Source organism: Siminovitchia terrae, assembly GCF_003605405.2.
Classification (GTDB): Bacteria; Bacillota; Bacilli; order Bacillales; family Bacillaceae_C; genus Siminovitchia; species Siminovitchia terrae.
Genome location: NZ_QYTW02000004.1, coordinates 18,712 through 42,921, shown reverse-complemented (window position 1 = coordinate 42,921; position 24,210 = coordinate 18,712). Strand labels below are relative to the sequence as shown.

22 protein-coding genes, 2 pseudogenes and 1 other annotated feature are annotated in these 24,210 nt (G+C 37.1%); of the genes and pseudogenes, 8 read left to right on the top strand and 16 right to left on the bottom strand.

All coding sequences use genetic code 11. The annotated features are described in order from the left end of the window. Window positions 1-678 precede the first annotated feature (678 nt). The gene (gene refZ, locus D5F11_RS06245) at window positions 679-1,341 is read right to left on the bottom strand and encodes a forespore capture DNA-binding protein RefZ (RefSeq protein WP_120115481.1); all 663 of its coding nucleotides are present in this window, start codon (window positions 1,339-1,341) and stop codon (window positions 679-681) included. A 402-nt stretch (window positions 1,342-1,743) separates the two neighbouring features. Between refZ and rpsD the strand changes: the two genes are divergently transcribed. Beyond that, on the top strand, window positions 1,744-2,346 hold the full coding sequence (gene rpsD, locus D5F11_RS06240) for a 30S ribosomal protein S4 (protein ID WP_120115482.1): 603 nt from the start codon (window positions 1,744-1,746) through the stop codon (window positions 2,344-2,346). 269 nt (window positions 2,347-2,615) lie between these two features. Here rpsD and D5F11_RS06235 read toward each other — a convergent pair whose 3' ends face one another. The 3 genes from D5F11_RS06235 to D5F11_RS06225 form a co-directional block, all read right to left on the bottom strand. Continuing rightward, the gene (locus D5F11_RS06235; RefSeq protein ID WP_120115483.1) at window positions 2,616-2,873 is read right to left on the bottom strand and encodes a YolD-like family protein; all 258 of its coding nucleotides are present in this window, start codon (window positions 2,871-2,873) and stop codon (window positions 2,616-2,618) included. Window positions 2,874-3,052: 179 nt separating this feature from the next. Continuing rightward, complete coding sequence (locus D5F11_RS06230; RefSeq protein ID WP_120115484.1) at window positions 3,053-3,775, bottom strand: SDR family NAD(P)-dependent oxidoreductase; 723 nt, start codon at window positions 3,773-3,775, stop codon at window positions 3,053-3,055. A 139-nt stretch (window positions 3,776-3,914) separates the two neighbouring features. Beyond that, entirely contained in the window at window positions 3,915-4,202 is a 288-nt protein-coding gene (locus D5F11_RS06225) for a hypothetical protein (protein WP_126646513.1), read from the bottom strand. Between the two features lie 741 nt (window positions 4,203-4,943). Between D5F11_RS06225 and D5F11_RS06220 the strand changes: the two genes are divergently transcribed. The 3 genes from D5F11_RS06220 to D5F11_RS26030 all read left to right on the top strand — a co-directional run bounded on the left by D5F11_RS06220 (window position 4,944) and on the right by D5F11_RS26030 (window position 7,024). Further along, entirely contained in the window at window positions 4,944-5,819 is an 876-nt protein-coding gene (locus tag D5F11_RS06220) for a DMT family transporter (protein WP_120115486.1), read from the top strand. Between the two features lie 367 nt (window positions 5,820-6,186). Further along, a complete protein-coding gene (locus D5F11_RS06215) occupies window positions 6,187-6,567 on the top strand; it encodes a hypothetical protein (protein ID WP_120115487.1) in 381 nt (126 codons plus the stop codon). A 286-nt stretch (window positions 6,568-6,853) separates the two neighbouring features. Beyond that, a complete protein-coding gene (locus D5F11_RS26030; RefSeq protein WP_185830530.1) occupies window positions 6,854-7,024 on the top strand; it encodes a hypothetical protein in 171 nt (56 codons plus the stop codon). A 44-nt stretch (window positions 7,025-7,068) separates the two neighbouring features. On the opposite strand, the pseudogene D5F11_RS06210 reads toward D5F11_RS26030, so the two are convergent. The 3 genes and pseudogenes from D5F11_RS06210 to D5F11_RS06200 form a co-directional block, all read right to left on the bottom strand. Next, window positions 7,069-7,206, bottom strand: a pseudogene (locus D5F11_RS06210) (DUF3597 family protein); the annotation flags it as partial. Between the two features lie 54 nt (window positions 7,207-7,260). Next, window positions 7,261-7,503 (bottom strand): phage holin family protein, encoded by a 243-nt coding sequence (locus tag D5F11_RS06205; RefSeq protein WP_120115488.1) that lies wholly within the window; start codon window positions 7,501-7,503, stop codon window positions 7,261-7,263. Then, the gene (locus tag D5F11_RS06200; RefSeq protein ID WP_126646512.1) at window positions 7,488-7,727 is read right to left on the bottom strand and encodes a hypothetical protein; all 240 of its coding nucleotides are present in this window, start codon (window positions 7,725-7,727) and stop codon (window positions 7,488-7,490) included. The genes D5F11_RS06205 and D5F11_RS06200 overlap by 16 nt, the downstream gene beginning before the upstream one ends. Before the next feature lie 497 nt (window positions 7,728-8,224). Here D5F11_RS06200 and D5F11_RS27280 point away from each other — a divergent pair. Beyond that, a pseudogene (locus D5F11_RS27280) lies at window positions 8,225-8,794 on the top strand (transposase); the annotation flags it as partial. Window positions 8,795-8,884: 90 nt separating this feature from the next. On the opposite strand, the gene D5F11_RS06190 reads toward D5F11_RS27280, so the two are convergent. The 3 genes from D5F11_RS06190 to D5F11_RS06175 all read right to left on the bottom strand — a co-directional run bounded on the left by D5F11_RS06190 (window position 8,885) and on the right by D5F11_RS06175 (window position 12,499). Then, on the bottom strand, window positions 8,885-9,091 hold the full coding sequence (locus D5F11_RS06190) for a hypothetical protein (RefSeq protein WP_120115490.1): 207 nt from the start codon (window positions 9,089-9,091) through the stop codon (window positions 8,885-8,887). 126 nt (window positions 9,092-9,217) lie between these two features. Next, window positions 9,218-9,739, bottom strand: a complete 522-nt coding sequence (locus tag D5F11_RS06180; protein ID WP_120115491.1) for a GNAT family N-acetyltransferase — start codon at window positions 9,737-9,739, stop codon at window positions 9,218-9,220. 501 nt (window positions 9,740-10,240) lie between these two features. Continuing rightward, the gene (locus D5F11_RS06175) at window positions 10,241-12,499 is read right to left on the bottom strand and encodes an ATP-binding cassette domain-containing protein (RefSeq protein WP_120115492.1); all 2,259 of its coding nucleotides are present in this window, start codon (window positions 12,497-12,499) and stop codon (window positions 10,241-10,243) included. Between the two features lie 1,030 nt (window positions 12,500-13,529). Between D5F11_RS06175 and D5F11_RS06170 the strand changes: the two genes are divergently transcribed. Further along, window positions 13,530-13,838: a hypothetical protein gene (locus D5F11_RS06170; protein WP_126646511.1), complete on the top strand. Its 309-nt coding sequence runs from the start codon at window positions 13,530-13,532 to the stop codon at window positions 13,836-13,838. Between the two features lie 595 nt (window positions 13,839-14,433). After that, complete coding sequence (locus D5F11_RS06165; protein ID WP_120115494.1) at window positions 14,434-15,501, top strand: GGDEF domain-containing protein; 1,068 nt, start codon at window positions 14,434-14,436, stop codon at window positions 15,499-15,501. 137 nt (window positions 15,502-15,638) lie between these two features. On the opposite strand, the gene D5F11_RS06160 is transcribed toward D5F11_RS06165, so the two are convergent. From D5F11_RS06160 to D5F11_RS06145, 4 genes are all read right to left on the bottom strand, one after another. Continuing rightward, window positions 15,639-15,992, bottom strand: coding sequence for a hypothetical protein (locus D5F11_RS06160; protein WP_120115495.1), 354 nt, complete (start codon window positions 15,990-15,992; stop codon window positions 15,639-15,641). Between the two features lie 94 nt (window positions 15,993-16,086). Further along, window positions 16,087-17,001: a class I SAM-dependent methyltransferase gene (locus D5F11_RS06155; RefSeq protein ID WP_120115496.1), complete on the bottom strand. Its 915-nt coding sequence runs from the start codon at window positions 16,999-17,001 to the stop codon at window positions 16,087-16,089. A 259-nt stretch (window positions 17,002-17,260) separates the two neighbouring features. Continuing rightward, window positions 17,261-18,412 carry a bifunctional cystathionine gamma-lyase/homocysteine desulfhydrase gene (locus tag D5F11_RS06150; protein WP_120115497.1) on the bottom strand — a complete coding sequence of 384 codons (1,152 nt, stop codon included), beginning with the start codon at window positions 18,410-18,412 and terminating at the stop codon, window positions 17,261-17,263. After that, entirely contained in the window at window positions 18,409-19,335 is a 927-nt protein-coding gene (locus D5F11_RS06145) for a PLP-dependent cysteine synthase family protein (RefSeq protein ID WP_120115498.1), read from the bottom strand. The genes D5F11_RS06150 and D5F11_RS06145 overlap by 4 nt, the downstream gene beginning before the upstream one ends. A gap of 565 nt (window positions 19,336-19,900) precedes the next feature. Here D5F11_RS06145 and D5F11_RS06140 point away from each other — a divergent pair. After that, window positions 19,901-21,415: a methyl-accepting chemotaxis protein gene (locus D5F11_RS06140; protein WP_120115499.1), complete on the top strand. Its 1,515-nt coding sequence runs from the start codon at window positions 19,901-19,903 to the stop codon at window positions 21,413-21,415. An 88-nt stretch (window positions 21,416-21,503) separates the two neighbouring features. Here D5F11_RS06140 and D5F11_RS26025 read toward each other — a convergent pair whose 3' ends face one another. Continuing rightward, entirely contained in the window at window positions 21,504-21,665 is a 162-nt protein-coding gene (locus D5F11_RS26025) for a hypothetical protein (protein ID WP_185830529.1), read from the bottom strand. 692 nt (window positions 21,666-22,357) lie between these two features. Continuing rightward, window positions 22,358-23,620, bottom strand: coding sequence for a tyrosine--tRNA ligase (gene tyrS, locus D5F11_RS06130; RefSeq protein WP_120115500.1), 1,263 nt, complete (start codon window positions 23,618-23,620; stop codon window positions 22,358-22,360). Between the two features lie 50 nt (window positions 23,621-23,670). After that, window positions 23,671-23,890 (bottom strand) — a binding site (T-box leader). Window positions 23,891-24,210 lie beyond the last annotated feature (320 nt).

Genomic DNA, 24,210 nt, shown 5'->3' with positions numbered 1-24,210 from the left:
CATAAATGCAATTTTTCTTCGTTTTTTTGCATTTATACAAAAAATATAACTTAATCTAAAGAACAAAAGCGTAAGTACCTGTTTATCGACGTATAGACTGAGTTGAAAATACGAGAACGCCTTGCTTAATCCCGACAGACATAAGAACATTGCTGAGGAGGCATTTCTCGGGCAGTTTTATAACCTCAAGGGCTAGACAAAAGAAAAGCGAAAACGCTCGTTTAGCGACGTACAGAGGGCGAGTCCTGACAAGATAAAGGAAAAAGAAAAGCGGAGAGTGCCTGTTTATCGGCGCAAAGCTAGACGAACGCTGAAAGGCGTAGTTTGCCGTCAACAGCGTTTGGCTTAATCCTTGCGCTGATGGCAATCGCAGCCGGACAACACGAGGAGCAAATGGCGAATCAATGTTGGCTTAATTGTAGGTAAGAAGAGGAAGTCTGCTAGTCATTGAGCGTTGTAGCTAGACGAGTGCTGAAAGGCGTAGCTTGCCTTCAACTGCAATTGTTTAATCCTTGCGCCGATACTCCGCAGGCACGGAACGCAACATCCTGCCGCTTCGCTTGCACTAGTACTTCCTGTACGTCGGCTGCTCAAGCATCATTTTAGTGACTTAGGTATTTTATTACTTCCTACACACAAAAAAGAAATTGCCCCTCAAAAATTTGAGACGGCAACTTTTCAGACAGTCTTGATAGCTGGTGCAGGAGGCCGATCCGCATGCATATCACTTTTTTGAACCTTCAAAGCTTCTTGCAGCCAGTCAATGATCGATTCATAATATTTTTCTATAAAATATGGCTCCTTCGGATGCATTCCCCAAACCTCACTGATGTAATGGCTATTTAAAAAAGGTGTAGAAAGCATTCCTTTTAACTGGATAATTATCATACTGACAGGTAGCGCAGAATGATGTTCCCCTATCACAGCGGATGTTAGCTCTTTGAAATAATACCTTTCTTTCATCAAATAAGAAGATATTATTTCTCGTGAAATCTGTGAGTCAATCGTGATTTCCCTCCAGACAAACCGGGTAAGCAGATGATGATCACTTTGAAAAACAAGGATTTTCCTGATAGCCCTGTGAAAGCAGATCTCCGGATCTTCCCATGCGACCTTCTTGTTTTCCTTTTCCAATAAGGTTAAATATGGTTCAAAAAAACTGACAAGGCATGCCTCCAGTAGCCCTTGCTTCCCCTGAAAATAATATGAAATGTTCGCCGAGTTCAATCTCGCCCGACCTGCGATATCGCGGATCGTCGTCCCCTTGAAACCTTTGGTTGTGAACAATTCAATAGCCGCTTCGATAATCGACTGTTTTGCTATTCCTGCTTGACCGGACATTGCAGGACCTCCCTTTTGAAACATTGTCCAATCCTTTAATGAACAATTTCGCAAATAGGCACACGGACTCAACTTTACTTACTAAATTCGGCTTCAATTGATTGATTTCCTGCGAAAATAACTCGACAGATTTTTGCCTATTTTGCTAAAAGCTCTGTAAAAATTGAATTTCCAAGACATCCTTGACTTTTTTGGGAGCGAACCCTATAATGTTCTTTGTGTGTAAAATAAATGCAGCCTTGATGAATATCCTGTTGACCGTATTTTGTTCCTCAAGCTATGAGGTGTATCGCGTAACCCGCTGCTGCTAGGGCGATGGTACATGAAAACAAAATACCCAGCATTGTATTCTCGCAACGGTTTTTATTTTACAACAAAATAAAACCTAAGGAGGAGTCTTCTATGGCTCGTTATACCGGCCCAAGCTGGAAACTTTCCCGCCGTCTCGGAATCTCACTGAGCGGAACTGGTAAAGAATTAGAAAAGCGCCCTTATGCGCCAGGACAACATGGTCCAAACCAACGTAAAAAACATTCTGAATATGGTCTTCAGTTACAAGAAAAACAAAAACTCCGTCATATGTATGGTATGACTGAGCGCCAATTCAAAAACACATTCGTTAAAGCAGGCAAAATGCAAGGTAAACACGGTGTTAACTTCATGATTCTTCTTGAACAACGCCTTGACAACATCGTTTACCGTCTTGGCTTGGCACGTACTCGCCGTCAAGCACGCCAGCTTGTCAACCATGGACATATCCTTGTGGATGGACGCCGCGTAGATATTCCATCTTACAAAGTAGTCCCTGGCCAAACAGTAAGCGTACGTGAAAAATCAAAAAATCTTGCCATCATCAAAGAATCAGTTGAAGCTACAAACTTTGTTCCTGAATACGTTTCTTTTGATGCAGACAAGCTTGAAGGATCTTTGTCACGCCTTCCTGAGCGTTCAGAGCTTCCTGCTGAAATTAACGAAGCATTCATCGTTGAGTTTTACTCACGTTAATTCAATCCACTGAGAAGTTTAGTATTAAAAGCCTTTAAACCTTGTTAAATCAAGGTTTAAAGGCTTTTTCCTTTATTTAATGATGCATTAAAAAGAATGTTTTTTGGGATGAATTGGGGCTTAAAAATAATACGTGGGTAGATGCTAGTTTATAAAAGATAAAGCTCGGTCAGAGAACCGGGCTTGTTTTATTTCTAAAGCCCCTCTTTGTATGAAGGGCTATTCTGCAAATTCAACACTGGTAATAGCACCGAAATCTATTCCGTGGGCTATACAACAACGTGCATTTGCTTATTAATTTGATTTATGTAGTGGACTGCACATGTAACTTCTTCAAAAAATCCATCAATCCAGATGGTAAAAATTAATAATTGGTTAAACTTCATTGCAATATGTATAGTCTCATTGATCTGCTCCCGTTCCTGTTCATCCAGCTGCGGCTCTTTGACACGTACCGAATCAACACTTGAATCATTTAATGACCGGACATGCTCCTGTAACATCATACGGCTTGATTCCCATAACATGTTACTGCCTCTACTAGGTATTATTCATGCAAAGCACTTCCATTTACAGATGCAACTTTACAATAAAGATTGATTCTATAAACAGCTCGCATTTTGAAAAAAGATTGATCAAAATGCGAGCTGTATTTAGTACGGAATGTTTCTTAATATACTGAAAAGCGCATTCATATGTTATACAATCATGCATTTAAGTCTGTTATGGCAGGAATATTAATTTCCTTTACACAAGAAACAGGCGATAGATTCATAATGCATTGGACAATGGCTACAATGTCTTGTACAGGAATACGTGTACCTTCATACAACTTAATTGCCTTTTCTGCACCTTCTTCATAAGGTACTTCAGCAGCAAGCTCTCCTGGATTAATACACGTTACAGAGATCCTATCTTTTCTCACATGCTCGCGTAAAGCATTTGTAATACCACGTAAGCCAAATTTAGATGTAACAAACGAAACTTGTGCATTATTCGTATGATCTAAACCCGCTGTTGAACCAATTAAAACAATCTTTCCGTTTTTCGCCTGTCTTAAATTAGGTAAAAGCGCCTGAATATAAGTAATAGTGGAAGTTAAATTAATGTTAATTAAGTTCGAAATATCTCCAACTTCATCCTTATCAAACGTATAGTCATCTTCAAAACCACGCTTTTCCCATACTCCGACATTATAAATTAAGATATGAATAGCAATGTCTTTTAAAGTTTCTATTAAAGACGGAATTTGTTGTTGACTAGATAAATCAATTGTAAGCCATTTACGATTCACGCCATCATTTATATCTAAATTACTTGGCCGCGTGCGTGAAACCACCCACACTGTATCCCCCTTGGTTGGCAAACCTTTTACAAATGCATCTCCTAGCCCTTGGCTTGCTCCAAATATAATAAAGTTCTTACTCATCCTACCACCCCTTTTAAATAACAATACTTCTTAATCATAGTTTTTATATAAATAAACTACATTTAAAATGGCCCTTACCTCTTCCAGTTAGATCAGGTCTCATACCAAAACCAATATCGAAGTAATATCAGCTACTTTATTAACAATCAAATGCGCCTTGGCGTATTTGCGCCCAGATTTTATCGAGCTCCGCTCGATAAATTTCCTCTAAAAATCTGTGGCATCCGCCGGAGGCTTTAACTTTATTCAGCCGGGGTTTGACCCCCAACTGAATGGAATAATCATTACTTACAGAAGTGGGAGACTTCTGCTGAATGAAGTTAAAGAAATCTAGCAATTCATCATTTTTGTAACAGTAAGCATTGAATTTCCTCGTGTTTCTGGGTTTAACTTCATACAAATCTTCCTTTTTCAGCATCCATATCATAAAATAAATACTCACCATCATAATATTGATTCAAATTCTTCCTCGGTATAAGGAATTTTATCAAGAAAATCATCAATTTCATCTTCAATCTTTGATAACTTCTGAATTAAACAATGTTTTCTTCTTTCCTTAGGACAGAATTAAATTAATCCTTGATTGAAAGCTTATTTGTTTCTGCGCTAACAGTGCTAGTAAGAGAAGGTGATATCAATCCAAAAAAACTAAAAGAAAAGCGCAAAGTAATGAAATTATATTCTTCATTCTCTTTTTGAAAATAAATTGCTCATTTCAAATCCTCCTGATTCGTAAAATTATAATTGTTTAAAAATGAATAAATGTATGAATCGGACACTGCTCTTAATTTGAATCAGCTATACATTGGGTGTTGAGAGCGACCTCTTGTTGTGCAAAAAAATAAAACATATTTTAAGATAGCAAGGATCCTTGGAATGAAGTAGGTGCTGCCTTAGCCATTACGATTAGTTTATTAGAAAAAAAGAATGCGCATACCATTTTGTAGTTATAAAGCCCGGTCAGCGCCGTGCCTTTAACTTTACTACTATAATTATATTTTTTATACTAATAAAAACTTACATTGTCATGGAGGTGAATGAACATGCTATGGACCCCATTATTTGAAAACGATGTACCTGTAGCACTTTTCTGCTCTTAATAGAGGGAAGGTGACTACATCTCTCCGTTAGGGGCATTCGACCTAAACAAAAACGGAGGGTAAAAAAAATGAAAAACACCTTATTAGGTTCTTTATATTTAATTTTAGCTTCTAGTATTTGGGGTGGCATGTACGTTGTTGTTAAAGTTTTAGTATCGGTCATACCCCCATTGGAACTTGTATGGTTGCGATATTTAGTGGCTATTGTCACACTTCTTATTATCGGATTCATAACAAAACAAAAATGGCGACTCGAAAAACGTTATTTTTTAATAATCATAGCCATTGGTATTATTGGTTACGCCATTTCAATTGTTACTCAGGAAACTGGTACAATGCTTTCAACAGCACAAATGGGAGCTATTATAACTTCTTCAACACCAGCGTTTATGGTAGTTTTTGCATGGTTAATACTTAAAGAACGGTTGACGTTAAAAAAGGGAATATCTGTTTGCCTAGCGACAATTGGAGTAATTACCATTGTTGGAATTGATGATTTGAATATGTCTGGTACACTCGGTGGTATCTCGCTTCTTATTGCAGCTTTAACATGGGCACTTATGTCTGTTCTTGTAAAGCGTTTGCCAAATGATTATTCACAAATTGTGGTAACCACCTATTCCACCTTGGTAGCATTGATCGTGTTAACTCCTTTTGTTCTGCCAAGGTTACACATAATTAATATCTCTCAACTAACTCACCCAACCATTTGGGGAGGGCTCTTATATTTAGGTATAGTCTCTACAGCAATTGCATTTCTACTTTGGAATCGTGGGTTACTAATGCTCAACGCTTCAAGTGGAGGGATATATTTCTTCTTTCAACCCGTTGTTGGAACATTACTTGGATGGCTTTTGTTGGGAGAAAGTATAGGTGTAACATTTTGGATAGGTTCGATTTTGATTTTAAGTGGTGTTTTGTTAGTGATCCGGGAAAAAAAGTAGAATAACAAAAAAGAAACCTGCGGAATCACAAAGTCCAAAGGTTTCTTTTTTCATAATGTTTTATTGTAGACTCCATAAGTACCGGAGATTGAGGAGGAATCTAGAAAAATAAATAGCTCTGTCGTCGCTTTTCTAAATCTATACAGGTATATTTTTTTATGTAGTATGTCAACAGTTATGACTAAGATCGCCGATATGATATGCGCCATAAAAACTAACCCCGGTCAGCGTCGGACTTGTTTTTAAAGTAAAAATCAATACAAGTGTTTTTCGGTTTTAGATGCTTAAGTTGAAGATAAAGAATATTTAGTTTACGCAACTTGGTAGGCTGATATATAATAGATGAAAATCATTAGGGGTTGATTCTATGTTTAATCGGATCCGTGGTAAATTGATTCCCACACACGAAACGGGAGAAGAAGTAGATAATATATACGCTACCTTACCACCGCCAGGAACCATTATCGGAGAGGCAACTGAAGAAGAAATGGAAAAAGCAGCAGAGCTTGAAATTAGACATACAGCCTTCATGAGGTTGCAAGAAATGTATATACAATTAGACGGTGCGTCTTATAAAGCACTATTAAAAGAGTTTCAAGATTTCGAAACCGATTCGACTAATTTTTGGAGAGGTGTATCCAGCCGTTCATCCATTCCGTATGAATGGCCAATCAGAATTGATCATGCACTCGGACTTATCTATATTGGTGAACATGATATATTTGAACAGGAAGAAGACGAAGATTGATATTGAAATTTGCGCTTAGCCTAGTAAAATAGGTTCACGAATTAGCTATTAATGTATTTTTAAATCGATTTAGAGCTTAACCTAAAGGCTTAACGCTCTTTTTGTTTACCAAATTAGCTGGCTAGTGAAGTAAGTGGATTTTTAATATAATGTATACCAATAAAAGCAAAGCCCGGTCAACGCCGGGTTATTTTCGCTTTGTGATTAATATTTACTAATTAAGAAAGGAAATGGTAATCATTTGTAGAAAAAGAATATTTATGTTTTAGATAAGGAGGATAAGTTTGTGAAGTTTATAGAAGAAACTATTCTTTTGGTTTCCGTTTCTTTGATAGTTATTTATTTATATGGGCTATTTGCAACAAGTTCAAGTGCTTTTAGCTTTTGGCTTGTTCTAATTCCAGTATTGTTATTTTTAATTTTAATTGTTAGCTTTTTTAAGAAAACGGTGAAGTAGATGAATAAGTCAAAGCCCCTCTTATTTAGAAGGGCCTTTCTTATTTATCCTCTCAACTTTTTAAGCAACTGCGTATTTTGTAAGGCCGTACCAGTATAGTCTTTAATACCTTGTTTGGCCGCCAACTTCTTCCGATTGGCGAAAGAAGAATCTACGTTAATCGATTTGAGATAATCAACAATGGATTGCAGCTAGTTTTGCTTGGTTTTAGAAAGAAGAATCTTGCCCAACTGATTTTAGATTTGTTTTGGCACTCGAACGCCCATGTGCCCAAGATTTTCAATAAAAGAGATTCCTTCCATACCAATAAGAAAGAAAATCATTGCGTTTCTCATGAAATGTCCACCACTGCGAGCCACTACGTCTAATTGATTCGCCACCACTACAACTAAAAGCATGGCCGCTTTTTTCAATAGCCCTTTTAAAGCCTTCTTTGATGCTGCATTCTTCTTGAAAAATATTGCTACCGACCATCCCAATCAAATGCACCTTGGCGTATTTGCGCCCAGATTTTGTCGAGCTCCGCTCGATAAATTTCCTCTGAAAATCTGTGGCATCCGCCGGAGGATTTAACTTTATTCAGCCGGGGTTTGAACCCCCACTGAATGGAATAATCATTACTTACAGAAGTGGGAGACTTCTGCTGAATGAAGTTAAATAATCGTTGCCTTACAATGATTAACCCTATTACAAAGTGATCCACCCCACCTAATAATTAATCGGCGCTCATAAAAGTATCGCTCCAAAATGTATTCCATAATGTATTTCATATTATATTGCATGTTTTCGTCTCCTTTTTTAAACAAAATAAAAAAGCCTTTCTCGGCTCCCATACAGGGAAATATTCCTATTTCCCATTACCAAAACTTGTGATAATATTTCTACAACCGTTTGAAATAACGGCCAGAGGGATGACTGTGACGTCCCTCGTCCCCCTTTCTCCTTTATAAAAAGCCCTACTCGGCTTCAATTTGAGTAATTTGTTCCGCTAATGTTTCTTTTACAATCTGCTTAAGCTCGGCAATATCACTTGTTCTGTTTTCTCTCTCAATAAAGCAGTTGTGCATACTCTTATTATCGTCACTAGATAATTTGTAATGCACTTGCACGCTTGTTTTCATTTCTTCACGTGATCTCTAATTTCATTTTAATCCACAGCTTTCCTTTTTAAGTCTCCTTCCAAATAAACAGGCCGAAAAATTATTAGCTGCCGCAGAACAAAACCCATTTCAGAAGAATTCATATTCCAATCTAATACTAAGCCTAGATATGTATATTCAAATGCTTCTTCAATACAAAAAACATCTATCCATGCTTAAGGATGAGATAAATGCTTTAGAAAAAATATTCAAGAATATGAGATTTTCCGTTCACTCCCCGCGTAGGTGAAAAAATCGCCGCCACAATTATTGCCGAAATTGGGAGATTGAGAGATATTATCACCCTAAGAAGATAGTTGCCTTTGCAGGCATTGATCCGACTGTCTTTGAATTTGGAACAATCAAAGGTACTCAAAATCGAATTACCAAAAAAGGATCAAGTAGGCTAAGGCAAACTATATATATTGCCGTTAAATGTACCATTCGTGACTGTCGTAAACAAAAAACGACGGACGAAATCATCCCACGCAACAAGCGATTACGTGCCTTCTATGATAAGAAACGCGAGGAAGGAAACCCATATAAAGTAGCCCTAATTGCGTGTGCTAATAAACTCTTGCATTGGATCTGTGCACTTTTAAAAAACATTACAAGATTTAGCTTGATTTAACAAAATTACTAGATAAACTAAAGCTCTCCAAACGCATTATTTGGCATATAACATGAAACATTTTAAGTTTTTATTGAAAAGTATTGACAACTATTGGCTGGTTTCGTTGAATATCACTAGGTCATTGAATGAAATCCCAAGATAGCTATAATTTATATGAACTTCATTTATAGCTTCGTTATGAAGAACGCTAACTTCATAAATTTCATCCTTTTTAAAAGCAGTACCATCATCTAACTTTTTATGATTAGCTGATGGAGAGGTACCAACGTTAACAGTTAAATTATCTATATCCACTAATCCATATTTCTTGATAAAATTTTTATGCCCCTTGTAGGTAGTCTAAATAAGGACAAATGTGTGGGTCTGCATTTCTGTTGATTAAAGAAATCATAAAACCTTGCAATGTAATTTTCCGCGTCACTAATTGCAGCATGTCCACTCTTCCTCTAAAATAGCGTAATAATATTCATCCCACCATTCATTATCTTTTGGAATACATTTTTTAAAAAAACCTTCTCTTCTCATTCCAATCTTCTCCATAACTCGGTCTGATGGAATATTCTCAGGTTGACACGTTGCTATAATCCTATGTAAGTTCATTTCTTTAAAACCATACTCTAAAATAGCTTGTGCTGCTTCAGATGCATACCCTCTATTTTGATATTTGGGATTAAACACCCATCCAATCTCATAAGTATGATCACCAAAATACTTATAAAAAACAATGTGCCCTATAAGAATATCCCCATCTATTAGTACTACAGGAAATTTTTCAGCCTTATCCCCTTTGTTTTTATTTACAAATTCTTTTGCATCTTCTTCAGTAAAAACCCCTTCCGGTATATACTTCATAACATTAATATTTGATGTATACTCATATACAGCTTGCCAATCCTTGGATTCAAATTCTCGTATCAATAACCTTTTTGTTTTTATGTTCATTAAACTAACTCCCCCCAAAATACTGCCTTTATCCTTATCAAATGCGCCTTAGCGTATTTGCGCCCAGATTTTATCGAGCTCCACTCGATAAATTTCCTCTGAAAATCTGTGGCATCCGCCGGAGGCTTTAACTTTATTCAGCCGGGGTTTGAATCCCCACTGAGTGGAATACCAATACGCATTTATCTCACCACTTACAGAAGTGGAAGACTTCTGCTGAATGAAGTTAAATTAGAGGCAATTATATTGCAATCTAAAGAATAGGAGGAATTTCCACTCCTATTATTAGCTTTCAAGCTATATCTTAAAAATCCATAGTAATCACTAATTTTTTTGTGCATGTTTTTTATTATATCACTAATAGCTGTCGATATATCGGCCACTAATCAAATTAGAGTGTTGTTACTTTTGTATTTAATCGGCATTTTTTTGAGATATAAATAACAAAATAATCCCCTCGAAATAAATCTTATCGAGAGGATTTTGTAAATACTCGGTAACCTATTCATCTAAATATTTTCTTAAGTGTGTGCCAGTAAACGAATTATTTTGTTTTATCAAATCACTAGGGTAACCTTCAAATAAAACTTTCCCTCCATAGTTCCCACCTTTTGGACCCATATCTATTATCCAATCAGCTTGACTAATAATCGTTAAATTGTGTTCTAAAACTATTAAGGTTTTCCCTATTTTCTTCAATTTGTTTAACAGTGAGAGTAAATATTTGATGTCAGCCTCATGAAGACCTGTACTTGGTTCATCTAAAATAAATATTTCAGCGTTTTCTAAATGGACATCCAATAGTTTTGTTGCTATTTTTAACCTTTGTGTCTCTCCGCCTGACAATGTATCCAAACTCTGCCCTAGTTTGATATAGCCTAAATTTGCATCAATTAATGAATTTAGAGCTACTTGAACGTCTGGTATATCAATGAATTTTAAACCCTCAACTACAGTTAATTGCAATAGCTCAAAGATGTTTCGGCCCTTCCAATAAATAGAGAGGGCTTCATCGTTATATCTTTTTCCATGACATATTTCACATTCTTGTGTAACGTCTCCCATATACGCAAGATCATACTTTATATATCCTTTTCCCTTACATTCGGGACATGCACCTTTGCCATTAAAACTAAATAAAGAAACATCTTCATCCGAAATATTAGAATATTTCTGTCGAACTTTATCAAAAACACCAAGGTAAGTTAAAAGATTTGAACGATTACTTTTGTGAATAGGAGATTGATCAAATACAACTGACTCTGGATGATGTTTAACGAAAAGATTTCTTATCAACGTACTCTTTCCAGAACCAGCAACTCCACTGACGACAGTTAGTGCATTTTTAGGGATTTTTACTGACTGATGTTTAACATTAAATGCACTAACATTTTCCAGTCTATAATATTCCTGAAACTGTTGTTTGGCTTTATTGATAGTATAAGGACGCATTAGTGCTTTTGCTGTTAATGTATTCGACTTCAGAAGGTCTTTATAATTTCCTTCAAACACTATATCCCCACCTTTAGAACCAGCAAATGGTCCTATTTCAATAATATGGTCAGCCATTTTAATAATATCCGGATCATGATCAACCAACACTACAGTATTTCCTTTGTCTCTTATCCTTTTGAATATATCACCAATACCCTTAAGATCTTCTGGATGAAGTCCCACACTTGGCTCATCAAAAATATATAAAACATCAGACAAGGCACTATTAAGATGCTTGGTCATTTTTATTCTTTGTGATTCTCCCCCAGATAAAGTTGATGTTTTTCTTCCAATATTCAAATACCCTAATCCAACAGAAAGCATACTTTCTAATCTATTCAATAAATCTGATAAAACAATTTTAACATTAGAATTTTGAATTCCTTTCAAAAAATCAATTAATTCCTCAATAGGCATTTGAACGCAATCTGCGATTGATTTTCCATTTATTTTTGAAGAACGCACTATTTCATTTACTCTTGTACCTTTACAACTTGGACACTCAATAGTATGAATTACTCTTTCTAAATCTAACCGATAATTTTTTGAACCTTTTTCTAAAATTGTTTTTCTTATTCGATCGATTACACCTACATATGTTGCTGTTTTAGGAAATTTTGCAGAAGCATTTTTAGGTTTACTTCCTTCGTCATAAAGTAATTTATTTAATTCATCATTGGAATAATCTTTAATTTTTTTATCGTTATCAAAATAACCAGATTCAGTATATCTAGTAAGCCTCCAACCACCTAGTTGAAAAGTAGGAAATTGAATTGCACCCTCATTTAAGGATTTATCGAAATCAATTAAAGCATCAATATCAAACTCGTTTATTTCTCCTATTCCTTCGCATCTTTTACACATACCTTGAGGATTGTTAAACGAGTAGATCATTGAATAGCCAATAAAAGGTTCACCTATTCTAGAAAATAATAAGCGCAGTCCAGTATAAATTTCCGTTATAGTTCCTACCGTCGACCGAACATTACCGCCTATTTTCTTTTGATCAATAATGATAGAAACTGGAAGATTTATAATTCGATCGACATTTGGTGCTTCATAATGTGGTAAAAGTTGTTGAATATAGCTTGAATAATTTTCATTTAGCAGGCGTTGTGACTCAGCAGCAAGTGTGTCAAAGACCAAGGTTGATTTTCCTGAACCAGATAATCCTGCTACTACAATGATCTTACCTTTTGGAAGAGATACATGGACGTTTTTTAAATTATTATTTTTTGCTCCTTCAATCAGAATATCATCAGTCATATCTGTTCAACCTTTCTGCACTTATAGTATCAATTAATTTGCTTGCAAGATTAACAAAATTCTCTTGCTCTGTGTCGGAAAAAAAACTTTCGACACGTGATAAAGGAATTTGTGACTTTCATCAACTGAGTGGAGAAAAAATTAACCATCTTCTGTAATGTTCGTTCTAAACCCACGTCCGTCTAATTATTTATTTCTTGAACTATATAATTTTTCACCGCTTCTGAAAACTTCGAAGTTCAATATTTAAATAATTACTTAGTTCTGATGGAGTAGCATTTTTTTGCTTCGTAACAATTTTAAGATATCATATTGTAACCAACTTCATTCTTTCGAATTAACATAATTTCTTTCAGCAACCAATTTACATTGTAATTGAAATCAAATGCGCCTTAGCATATTTGCACCCAGATTTTATCGAGCTCTGCTCGATAAATTTCCTCTGAAAATCTGTGGCATCCGCCGGAGGCTTTAACTTTATTCAGCCGGGGTTTGAACCCCTACTGAATGGAATGCCAACATGATTCATCTCACCAATTTCAGAAGTGGGAGACTTTTGCTAAATGAAGTTAAAATTAGTTCTAGATCAGACATATTTTACGCCTCTGTTATAATTTCCATATGGAAACTATATCGCAAAGCAGTAAATTGTTCATATATTAGCTTCGAAAAAAGATTGGCGATTTAGAACAGATTGTACTTCAAACAGTTTACGGTGTGGGGTATAAGGCTTCATCCGGAGTGGAAAAATAAGAGTAAGTCTTAAACTAAAAATCAGTTTAGCACTGGCCGTTCTCCTCCTGTTAACAGTGGGAGTACTTAGTCAGTTTGTGTTACTTGGAATTGAAAGATACCAGGTGCAAAGGTTGGAGAAGAACCTTTTACAACAAAGCAAAATGGCCAACAATATATAAGTCAAAATTAAAATTATTTAACCGGGGATGAGAGAATTCCACCAGCGAATTTTATGCAACAAAGCGGGCAACGTCTTGCTATATATATTGCTATGCTTAGTGGAATGGAGGTTGTTTTGTCAGATGCAAAGGGCTATATAGTTGGCAATTCGATGCCAATCAGTAATGAAGCGAAAGATGTTTCTGACACTCTTCATTATCCTATTCAAGGTAAAATAGCCTACCAGATCTCGGGGAATTCACTAATCTATTTTTCACCTCTCCAAAATGATCATAAAACGATGTGCATCATAGAATTTCACTATTCTCTTAAAAGCAACCATGATTTTTTAAATAAAATTTTGTGGCTGCTACCTGGCCGAGAGCCTAAAGATATGAGAACATTCACAAAAAAAGAGCTAAAATATCTGCCTAAAAATGGTTGACTTAGATTTTCCGTTGGAATATTAGATAATTACAATAGATTAAAATGAGCATTTAAGAAGGACTGAAACATTGTAATAAAGTAATTGGTAGATAATTTGTTAAATACTCTAAATTAAGGAAGGAAAAATCTATTATGCTTCTTTTAGTCCCTGTTGGTGTCGGAATCTTAGTAGGAGGGGATTCAACTGGAACTCCTATAAAAAATTGGGCCTCATTCTAGTCGGGTAGGTAATTTTTTGCTGATAGTATAAACGACTTTGGAACCTCACAGAACCCTCGTGTTTCTTCAAAATACAAAATCAAAACTCCCATATAATTCTTATATAGCAAATATACAATAAATCCTTGGGGTTTACGATCCTTTGACAAAAACCTTAAAACAATTGTAGCTTTTCCGTTTATGATTCATTCCCTGACATATTTATATTTCCACGATTTCTCATGCACAACGCCCAGGACTTTTGGTACAATGTTAATAATACACTAAGTAGTTCTTAGGAACTAAAAAACTGATTACACCATAAAAATTTCAATTAACCAGATAATGACCACTCTAAAATTTCCAAATGAAAATAACGAAACAAGGAGCTTAAAATGTTTCAATCGATTTTATCCAATCTGGCAATTATTTTATTAGGTCATTTGCTAATGAGTACATTAATAAGTTATAAAGAGCGTTTTTCTAAACATTTACTATATTTTTGCATTGTTGCGCTTTTTTCGACAGTTATTATTACAATGCTTTACTTGCCTATCTCATTTGGAGACTATCGGCTAAGCTTAAGCTCGATCCCTCTTATATTTTTGGCCCTATTTAGAGGCTGGAAGATTGCGCTCCCCGTTCTTTTCATCGCTTCGATCTGGCGTCTCTTCATGGGAGGCGATGGAGCACTTCCCTTTGTTATTTTCGGTATTGTCCTTCCAACCATTTTTACTTTGTTATTTTATGAACGGAAAATACCGGTTAGCATTAATTTAAAATTGTTCTTTATCATTACAGTATGTTGGTTAATTTCGGATCTCCCTATCATATTATTTATTCCGAATGGAATGGAGATATTTAAAAATAGTTTTTTATTACGCTACGTATCCTTTCTTTCCGTAGCTTTCATCTATTGTATTTTCATTTTGGTCGCTTATAAAAATGAACGATTAAAGCAAAGTTTGGAATTTCTGGCTTCTCACGACCCGCTCACAAACCTGTTAAACCGAAATAAATTTATAGAAATAGTTGAGGTGAAAGTGAAAGAAAATCATACAAATCACTATATTGCCCTTTTGGATATTGACCATTTTAAACAATTGAACGATACGCATGGACATTTAACCGGCGATAGTGTTTTGAGGGAAATTTCATCTATATTTAATAAGTATGAAAGTGACAATCTAAAGGTAGCAAGATATGGCGGCGAGGAATTTATCTTTTATTTAAAAACTATTTATGATAAGCAAGCTGTGAGAATACTTGAACATATCCAAAATGAAATACGCACTACTCCTTTTCATGCAAACAATGGTATCGCCCTCCACGTTACAGTATCAATAGGATTAGCTAAATTTGAAAATGGTTCCCGATTGTATGACGTGATCCATCAGGCAGACAATCACTTATATTCAGCTAAGAATGAGAACCGGGATCAGCTGGTAGTTTCATTTGAGTGAGCCGCAAGTATAACAAGGTGTAGCCAGCTCAAAGTAAATATCTTTCCTTAAACAACAGAAAAGCGCCTAATCCTAATAGGATTGGACGCTTTTCATGTAGTTGCAGGCTTTTTGGCAGAGAGTCGAGCAAGACAGTCCTAAATTTTACCATTATTTTTTGGTGCAAAATTAGCACCAAAACACAAAAAAGCTCTAACAACGATCAGGTTAACAATTGTCAGTAGTAAAGAAATTTTAGAGATTTCTGTTCGCTCTTTTTTAGTTAACGATACAACAGCCATAATGATGGAAGCAGGAACAAGTAAATAACTAGATTTAATCATTGTGTCAATAATCATTTCGGAAGTACCCACCAAAACAAAAAAGCTAAAAATAGAAATGGAAAGAAGTACGCTGATTATCAAAAACAAGTAACAGCTCCAAGAATAGATTTGCTTCATATTTTCCTTTCTATCTCCTTCCCTTTGTTTTGCTGCCATCAGTCCATCCATATCGGACCTTCTCCCCTAATGCGTGATGACTATTATAAATCATGGGAACAAGGCCATGGAAAAACTCCACGGCCTTTGTTTCCAGACAGTTAGATTACTTTTTTACGGCATGGAGGTAATGAATCGTTTCGAAGGCCGAAAGATAATCATTTCGATTGTCAAAATAAACGTTATTGATTTGAGTGGGAGATAGGTGCTCGTATATCAACAAACCAGATTTCTCCAATAAATGTTCAATCTCCGCATATGAGTAACACGATTTCATAGGCTCCCCGCCTGCCGCCGCCATTTTGACCATGTTTGCCACTCTGTTTGAGATCCCTTTCTCCTCAAACAATCTTCCATCCGCATAATCAAAGACAATGGAGCTCCCTTCAGGAACTATAGAAAATAAATGATCAATCAAGCTCGAAAGCTCCTCTTTTGTTAAATAATAGGAAACACCTAAAAGGCTAAAGAATGTCTTTTTGTTAGCAAAACCTTCATTGAATAAATCCTGAGAAGAAAACGATTTGGTGAAGTCCATCGATACAAAATGAAGGTTTTTAGGTAAATTAAAATTGATTTCGTTCAATCTAGCCTTTTTAAATTGTTGTGTAGCAGTGTGATCAATTTCAAATATTTCCAGACTGTTTTCAAATTCAGGATGTCGAAAGCAAAATGTGTCTAGCCCGGCTCCAAGTACGACATATTGCTCTACTCCCAACCTGATTTCATTTTGGAGCACTTTTTCGCAATACGCAGCTCGTGCCAATGGCGTTGGGGATAACTGAACCTGTGTAACCCACTTTAAAATTTCTTCCGGATTACCTTTGAATTTTTCCGCAACATCTTTGTTAAAGAACTGTATACCTTGAACCATATTCTCTTTTATATCCCTAAATTCCTTTTGGGAGATTAAATCCTTGGCGATAAAGTCATCAAAAATTTTAGGCGTATCAAATTGACTATGGTAGGCTCTACCAAATGCCGATATAAATGAAGTTATACTGGGTTTGCTTTCATTCATGAAATTCCCCCTTGATAAGAAAAGTGCAAGGCACGCGGCCTTAGTCGAAAAGCATAAGACAAGCGCTGAAAAAGCGTAGTTTGCCTTCAAAAGCGATTGACTTAATCCTTGCGCCGATGGCGCCTGGAGCTAGACCAAACTATCTTCACTTATAAAAAATGGGATTCCCCTGGCCAGGAGAATCCCATTATAAACTCTAAATTTTTAAATGTAAATTATAGCACAAATAATATTTTTTGTCAACTTTTTAGACTTAACATCAATGACTCAATTGTTTGCTTTTTTCAAAAGCCGCTGCTAAATCTTCTATTAAATCTTCGCTGTCTTCAAGACCGATTGACAAACGGATGAGCCCATCTTCAATGCCGATTTTCAAACGGCGTTCACGCGGAATGGATGCATGTGTCATTTTGGCTGGAAGGGAGATTAAACTTTCAACCGCACCAAGGCTTTCAGCTAGCGTAAAATATTTCACATTTTTTAAAATCTCCAAAGCCTGCTCTTCTGTGCTTACAGCAAATGAAATCATTCCCCCGAATCCTTCGGACTGCTGTTTATGAATGTGGTGACCAGGGTGATCGGAAAAGCCCGGATAATACACTTTATGAACATCCGGATGGTTTCTTAAAAACTGAGCAACGCTATTGGCATTCTGTTCAATCTCTTCCATACGCACACCCAACGTCTTCATTCCACGGATCAGCAGCCAACTGTCATGGGGGCTTAAAACAGCTCCGGCACCGTTTTGAATGAAATGGAGCTTTTCGGCCAACTCGTCGTTATTTGTAACCACTAATCCCGAAACAACATCACTATGCCCGCCCAAATATTTTGTCGCGCTATGCACCACTATATCTGCACCCAATGTTAGCGGCCTTTGCCAATAAGGAGTGCTGAATGTATTATCAACAACCAATGTGAGTCCATTTTTATTTACCAAAGCAGCAATGGCTTCAATATCCGTTACTTTCAGCAAAGGATTTGTTGGTGTTTCGATAAAGACTGCTTTGGTCTCCGGGCGGATGGCAGCTTGAATTTTATCCTGATTTGTCGTATCAACGAACGATGCTTCGATTCCAAAACGGCATACAATTTTGCTCATTAATCGAAAGGTTCCTCCGTATACGTCATCAGTGACAATAATATGGTCACCCGCAGAAAATAACTGCGTAACCGCAGTGATTGCCGCCATACCCGAAGCAAAAGCGAATCCTCTTTTCCCCTCTTCTAGATCCGCGATGAATGTTTCTACTCCTTCCCGGGTTGGATTTCCAGTTCGTCCATACTCATAGGTAAAGTTTCCGACACCATCCTGTTTAAAGGTAGTTGCTTGAAAAATAGGCAATGAAACAGCACCAGTTGATTGATCCACTGTTTTACCGCCATGAATTAATTTCGTTTTCTTTCTCATTTCTCTATCCCTCCATAAATATTTTTGCTTAAATACCGTTCACTGCTATCCGGAAAAACCGTTACGATGTTCTTTGGAGTGGTGGCTTTTTCAGCTTCCAACAAACAGGCCTCAAGAACAGCTCCTGATGAACTGCCAACTAGTAGTCCTTCACGAAGTGCTATTTCCCTCACCCTCGTAAATGCCTTTTGATCCGAAATTGTATAAACATCATCATATAATGAATGGTCAAAAAACGACGGGAAAAACTCCATCCCAATTCCCTCTGTTTCATGCGAACCCGACTTTCCACCATTAATAATAGAGCCCTCCGGTTCAACGACAACCGTTTTGATCAAAGGATTTTGTTCCTTTAAATATTTGGCTACACCGGTAAAAGTACCTCCTGTCCCGGCCCCAGCAATAAATATATCAATATTCCCCGCCAATTCTTTATAAATTTCAGGTCCAAGCCCTTGATAATACGCTTCGGGATTCCATTCATTTGCAAATTGATTGGGATAATACACCCTTTCACGTGTTTCAGCTATTTGTTTGGCTTTTTCAATTGCTCCTTTCATCCCCAATTCAGTTGGAGTGTGGACAACTTCAGCCCCGAGAGCTTTCATGAGGGTTTGCTTTTCTTTACTGAACTTTTCAGGCACAACAAAAATCGTTTTTAAACCATAATGGATCGCTGCTAATGCCAAACCAATGGCAGTATTTCCGGCGGTTGGCTCAACGATTGTATCCCCTTTTTGAATCAATCCCTTGTTTAAAGCCTCTTCTACAAGATGGAATCCAAGCCGATCCTTTACACTGCCGCCTGGATTAAAAGATTCTAGCTTAGCGAAAATCTTTACATTGTTGTTGAACTGATACGATCTCAGTTGAAATAACGGGGTATTTCCTACAAGGCTCTTCAAGTTTCGCTTATCGATCATTTTATCTTCCTTCCAGTCCTTGTATATTTTTCACCTGCTTTTTGTTTTGGCAGCTTTACAAAGTTAATTTTTCCTATAAACTTACTTGGTTTTATACATTAAATATATTTTATTTTTTTATAAAAAGCAAGTTAAAAAAATCCGATTTCCTCAATAAGTGAAATGGCTCAAACAGGAATTCTCCCGTTTGGCCATAAAAGGCCGCCTGTAGCCTCAAGCTGAGAGAGACTGTCCAGAAAGTCGGTGAAAGCTGATTTTCTGTGAAAGTCTCCTATTTGGGTTAATATTTTCCTCTAAGGAGGATGGTCACTAAGAATAAATACCCATTGTTTCTACCCGATTATTAAAGCTTTAATTAAAAAAAACGCGTTGTTATCAACATTTATCTATAAAAACAATTATTTTACCAAGTTATGAAAAAACTAGTTATTTAGTCACAAAATGATAAATTAACAGTAATACAAGATGATATTATTAGTATATAAATTTTCCACTTTTTCGTTACATAAATGTACAATCAGTTCGATATTGTTATTGACTGAGAAATCGTGATCAGGAGGAAAAAATGACTATCAAAAAGCAATTGTTATTAACTTTGTTACTTATTTTTACTACTTTAGGCGGGATTGAAATTTATTCAATTATTCAGCTTTATGATTCTAGTAAAACATTACAAAAAATTCAAGATCAATCACTAGATAAAGCTTTGAATGCAGAAAAATTAAAGTTGGATGTTGTACAAGTACAGCAATGGTTGACAGATATTAGTGTGACAAGAGCCGCTGAAGGGCTTGACGATGGTTTTGAATTAGCTGAAGCGCATGCGGCTGATTTTCGGAACACTGTGAATCACTTAAAAGAAATCGGAACTGATAAAGAAAAAGAAGAACTTGATAGTTTCTTAACTTCTTTTGAAGATTATTATCAAGTTGGCATTAAAATGGCTAATGATTATATTGAGTCCGGTACGGAAAAAGGTAATGAGTATATGGGAGAGTTCGACAAGTATTCGGATAATATCAACGAAAACATTGACTTATATTTAGAAAACAATATCAATGTGCTTACTCAAGATTTGATTGGCATAAATAAAAAAATGAATGCTGGCATCATTAGAACAGTGATCATTCTTATCATTGGCTTTGTGCTGGCGGCTTTTGCCGGCCAAAGTTTCTTACGGAATTTATCAAGAAAACTTGCAAGCATACAAGAAAAAACGAGTGTGGAGTTTGACAATATTTCACAGCAAACTTCTGATTCAGCTACACAAATTGCGGAGGCAATCAGTGAAATTGCCATCGGTGTGGAGCAACAATCTGTGGAAGTAAACCAGATACTTGACTCCATTCATCATACGACCGATCAAGTAAGTGAAGGAAACCAACTAGTTGAAAGTACAATTGAAGCGGCAACAACTTCCACCGCTACCGCAATGGAAGGAAAGGAAAGAATAGATGAAAGTATTGGATCCTTACAGGGTACGATATTAGCGCTTGAAGACACAACAAAAAATGTTCAGGCATTGGGTGAAAACTCAGATCAAATAGGTGAGATTGTTGATGTGATTAACGAAATTTCTGATCAAACAAATTTATTGGCTTTAAATGCTGCCATTGAAGCTGCAAGAGCAGGCGAACATGGCCGAGGCTTTTCCGTCGTTGCAGACGAAGTCAGGAAACTCGCTGAAAAAACAACCGAGGCAACGAGCCAAATTACACAATTAATTCAAGAAACACAGCAAGAAACAAACAACGTCATCTCAATAATGGAAAACAACCTGAAAAATTTCCAACAACAGGTTTCAGTCATTGAAGATGAAGGCGCGTCTTTAGATAACATTGTCGCTCAGGTTACACATACCGAAAACAATATCCAAGCTCTCAATAATGTATTGGTCTCAATCAATACAAATGCCTTCCAAGTACAAGAAATGCTGGAGACTATCAGTGCGATTATGGAGGAGTCTTCCGCCGCATCTGGACAAGTATCTGCATCTGCAAGGCAACAAGCTACCATGGCTAAAGAAATTACGGCAGCCATTGAACATTCCAAAAAAATGATTAATGACTTGGCAAAATGATCGAGTTTCTGACTGTGAAATAGAAACCCTGGAAACTGCATAGGTTGTCGTTTCCAGGGTTTTTCACCCAAAAATTTTTATGAGCTGGTCAGGAACTGCTATCAAATGTGCCTTGGCGTATTTGCACCCAGATTTTATCGAGCTTCGCTCGATAAATTTCCTCTGAAAATCTGAGACATCCGCCGGAGGCTTTAACTTTATTCAGCCGGGTTTTGAACCCCCACTGAATGGAATGCCCATAGGCATTCATCTCACCACTTATAGAAGTGGGAGACTTCTGCCGAATGAAGTTAAACCGGCCTTACAGCATTTTAATGACATCCACGTAATCAAGTTGCGTAACCACGTAAACTACGTCCCTCGCAATATCCTCCGCTTCCAATTTTTTAATGGTCGGATGTGCTTCTGCTAAAAAAGTTTTCTAAAGTTTTAGCTTCATATATATGATATGAAGCATTATCATTTTCTACAATATTACAAAAAGTCGAGGGACGCAGATGGGTTCGAACGATTCGGCGTTGTCCTATTCAAGGATCAATGGTATTCCCATAGTATTGTGGCATTCAGCTTACCCGGAATGCTTGCCGTCCAATATACATACTTTTCCGCGATCACGCACAGCAAAGCGGCAACCATCCTCCAATATCCGGGTTCGGTTATCATCACAATCTATATCGCTGCCAGATTGAATTAGCTGCGGTGATTTTGGCGGTCATAGGAATCAATGGTGTGGATGTTTGCTGCATTATATACCCATCCATGCATTTGTGATGAGAGGTTCATTCAATGTCTGTTTACAAAGCGTGATCCGAACACTCCAAAAGGTAGAATTGCAACGATCATGTATATCTTTATGCGGCTCAAAGCCTCTTCGTTTTGTTCAGGTTACAGACGATAGAAGAATGCTAAAGCCGGCCTCGTACGAACGAAACCGGCTTCTTCTTAATTATATCTGATCATATAATATTTCTTCTTACCTCTGCGGATGATAGTAAAGGCTCCACCCAGTTTGTCTTCTTCGCTCAATATATATTCAATGTCTGTGACACGCTCTCCATTGATTGAGACAGCTCCATTTTGGATATCTTCACGAGCCTGGCGGCGAGATGGAGATATCTTTGCTTCTACAAGTACACTGACAAGCCCAGTGTCTTCTCCTTCATGCACATACGTAGGCACATCTTTAAAGCCTTGCTCCACTTCTTCAACAGACAATTCTTTAACATTTCCGCTGAATAGAGCTTCTGTAATCCGGATCGCCTGCTGAAGGGCATCTTCCCCATGAATCAAACGGGTCATTTCTTCAGCAAGTGCTTTTTGCGCTTTTCGAAGATGAGGTTCTTCCTGCAATGATTTTTCGAGTTCTTCAATTTCCACTTTTGTAAGGAATGTGAAAAACTTGAGATATTTCACAGTATCTGCATCAGCTGTATTGATCCAGAATTGGTAAAACTCATACGGAGTTGTTTTTTCAGGATCAAGCCAAATGGCGCCGCCTTCGGTTTTACCGAATTTTGTTCCATCTGCTTTTGTAACAAGTGGAATTGTCAGGCCGTATGCCTTGGCATCTTCGCCTGCCATTTTCCGAATAAACTCTAGTCCGGTAGTGATATTGCCCCATTGGTCGCTTCCACCAATCTGCATTTTGCAATCGTGGTTTTCATACAGGTGAAGAAAGTCGATTGCCTGTAAAAGTGTGTACGCAAACTCGGTAAAAGAAATACCGCTTTCTAGTCGAGTGGCCACTGTTTCTTTTGCCAGCATATAGTTAACGCCAATATGTTTGCCATAATCGCGCAAAAATGTGATCAAGTCCATTTTGCCTTGCCATTCAAAGTTATTTGTCATTACTGCGCCATTTTCACCTTCAAAGTCGAAGATCCTCATTAACTGCGCTTTGATCCCTTGCACATTTTTATCGACTTGCTCAAGTGTCTGCAGCTTTCTTTCTTCCTTCTTTCCGCTTGGATCACCGATCAGCCCGGTCGCTCCACCAACCAGAACAATCGGACGATGGCCGTGTTTTTGAAAACGGCGCAATGTCAAAAATGGAAGCAAATGTCCAATATGCATGCTGTCCGCTGTTGGATCCACTCCACAGTATAAAGATATTTTTTCATTTTCCAATACGTTCTTGATTCCTGCTTCATCTGTCTGCTGGTAAATAATTCCTCGCCATTCCAGCTCTTGAAGTAATGTTCCCAAAACATTTCCCTGCTTTCTGTTTTAAAATAAAAAACGCCCCTTCGTAAAAACGAAGGGACGATTTGATTATCGCGTTACCACCCAACTTGGGAAAATATATTTTCCCCACTCTGAAAAATAACGGTTCAACACCGTTTGCCGCTACTGATATTTCACGACAAAAGCTCCCGGAAGTAATTCGCCGAATTCTGTTTGTACCGGTTTGCACCAACCACCGGCTCTCTTACATACAGGGACAGCTCGACTACTCAGCCCGTTCTTTGCTTATATTTAAGATTTTGAACCACCCTCACTTAGCTAACGCTTGAAGTGCGGGATTCCTACGAACACCAGCGTAACCGCTAGTTATTTAGAAGGCTACCCCCGTAGTCCCTACGGTTGATACGAGTTTCGTATGACATTGCAGTCTTGTTTACTATTTGACACTTGGTTTTCGTGCCACAGGTTTGATGGTTTATCCTTTTTACGACTTTTGAAAGGTATAGGCGAACGACAGCCACCCGACAAGTTCTATTTATGCAACAAGCAACCACGCTTGAATTCGTTCTACATCCAGTATACAACACATTTTGGCTATCGACAACCGATAT

Bases quoted from the DNA above. Each gene is read 5' to 3' on its own strand.
- refZ (WP_120115481.1), bottom strand. From the start codon at position 1,341: ATGTCCGGTCAAGCAGGAATAGCAAAACAGTCGATTATCGAAGCGGCT.
- rpsD (WP_120115482.1), top strand. From the start codon at position 1,744: ATGGCTCGTTATACCGGCCCAAGCTGGAAACTTTCCCGCCGTCTCGGA.
- D5F11_RS06235 (WP_120115483.1), bottom strand. From the start codon at position 2,873: ATGTTATGGGAATCAAGCCGTATGATGTTACAGGAGCATGTCCGGTCA.
- D5F11_RS06230 (WP_120115484.1), bottom strand. From the start codon at position 3,775: ATGAGTAAGAACTTTATTATATTTGGAGCAAGCCAAGGGCTAGGAGAT.
- D5F11_RS06225 (WP_126646513.1), bottom strand. From the start codon at position 4,202: ATGATATGGATGCTGAAAAAGGAAGATTTGTATGAAGTTAAACCCAGA.
- D5F11_RS06220 (WP_120115486.1), top strand. From the start codon at position 4,944: ATGAAAAACACCTTATTAGGTTCTTTATATTTAATTTTAGCTTCTAGT.
- D5F11_RS06215 (WP_120115487.1), top strand. From the start codon at position 6,187: ATGTTTAATCGGATCCGTGGTAAATTGATTCCCACACACGAAACGGGA.
- D5F11_RS06180 (WP_120115491.1), bottom strand. From the start codon at position 9,739: ATGAACATAAAAACAAAAAGGTTATTGATACGAGAATTTGAATCCAAG.
- D5F11_RS06175 (WP_120115492.1), bottom strand. From the start codon at position 12,499: ATGACTGATGATATTCTGATTGAAGGAGCAAAAAATAATAATTTAAAA.
- D5F11_RS06165 (WP_120115494.1), top strand. From the start codon at position 14,434: ATGTTTCAATCGATTTTATCCAATCTGGCAATTATTTTATTAGGTCAT.
- D5F11_RS06160 (WP_120115495.1), bottom strand. From the start codon at position 15,992: ATGGATGGACTGATGGCAGCAAAACAAAGGGAAGGAGATAGAAAGGAA.
- D5F11_RS06155 (WP_120115496.1), bottom strand. From the start codon at position 17,001: ATGAATGAAAGCAAACCCAGTATAACTTCATTTATATCGGCATTTGGT.
- D5F11_RS06150 (WP_120115497.1), bottom strand. From the start codon at position 18,412: ATGAGAAAGAAAACGAAATTAATTCATGGCGGTAAAACAGTGGATCAA.
- D5F11_RS06145 (WP_120115498.1), bottom strand. From the start codon at position 19,335: ATGATCGATAAGCGAAACTTGAAGAGCCTTGTAGGAAATACCCCGTTA.
- D5F11_RS06140 (WP_120115499.1), top strand. From the start codon at position 19,901: ATGACTATCAAAAAGCAATTGTTATTAACTTTGTTACTTATTTTTACT.
- D5F11_RS26025 (WP_185830529.1), bottom strand. From the start codon at position 21,665: ATGAATGCCTATGGGCATTCCATTCAGTGGGGGTTCAAAACCCGGCTG.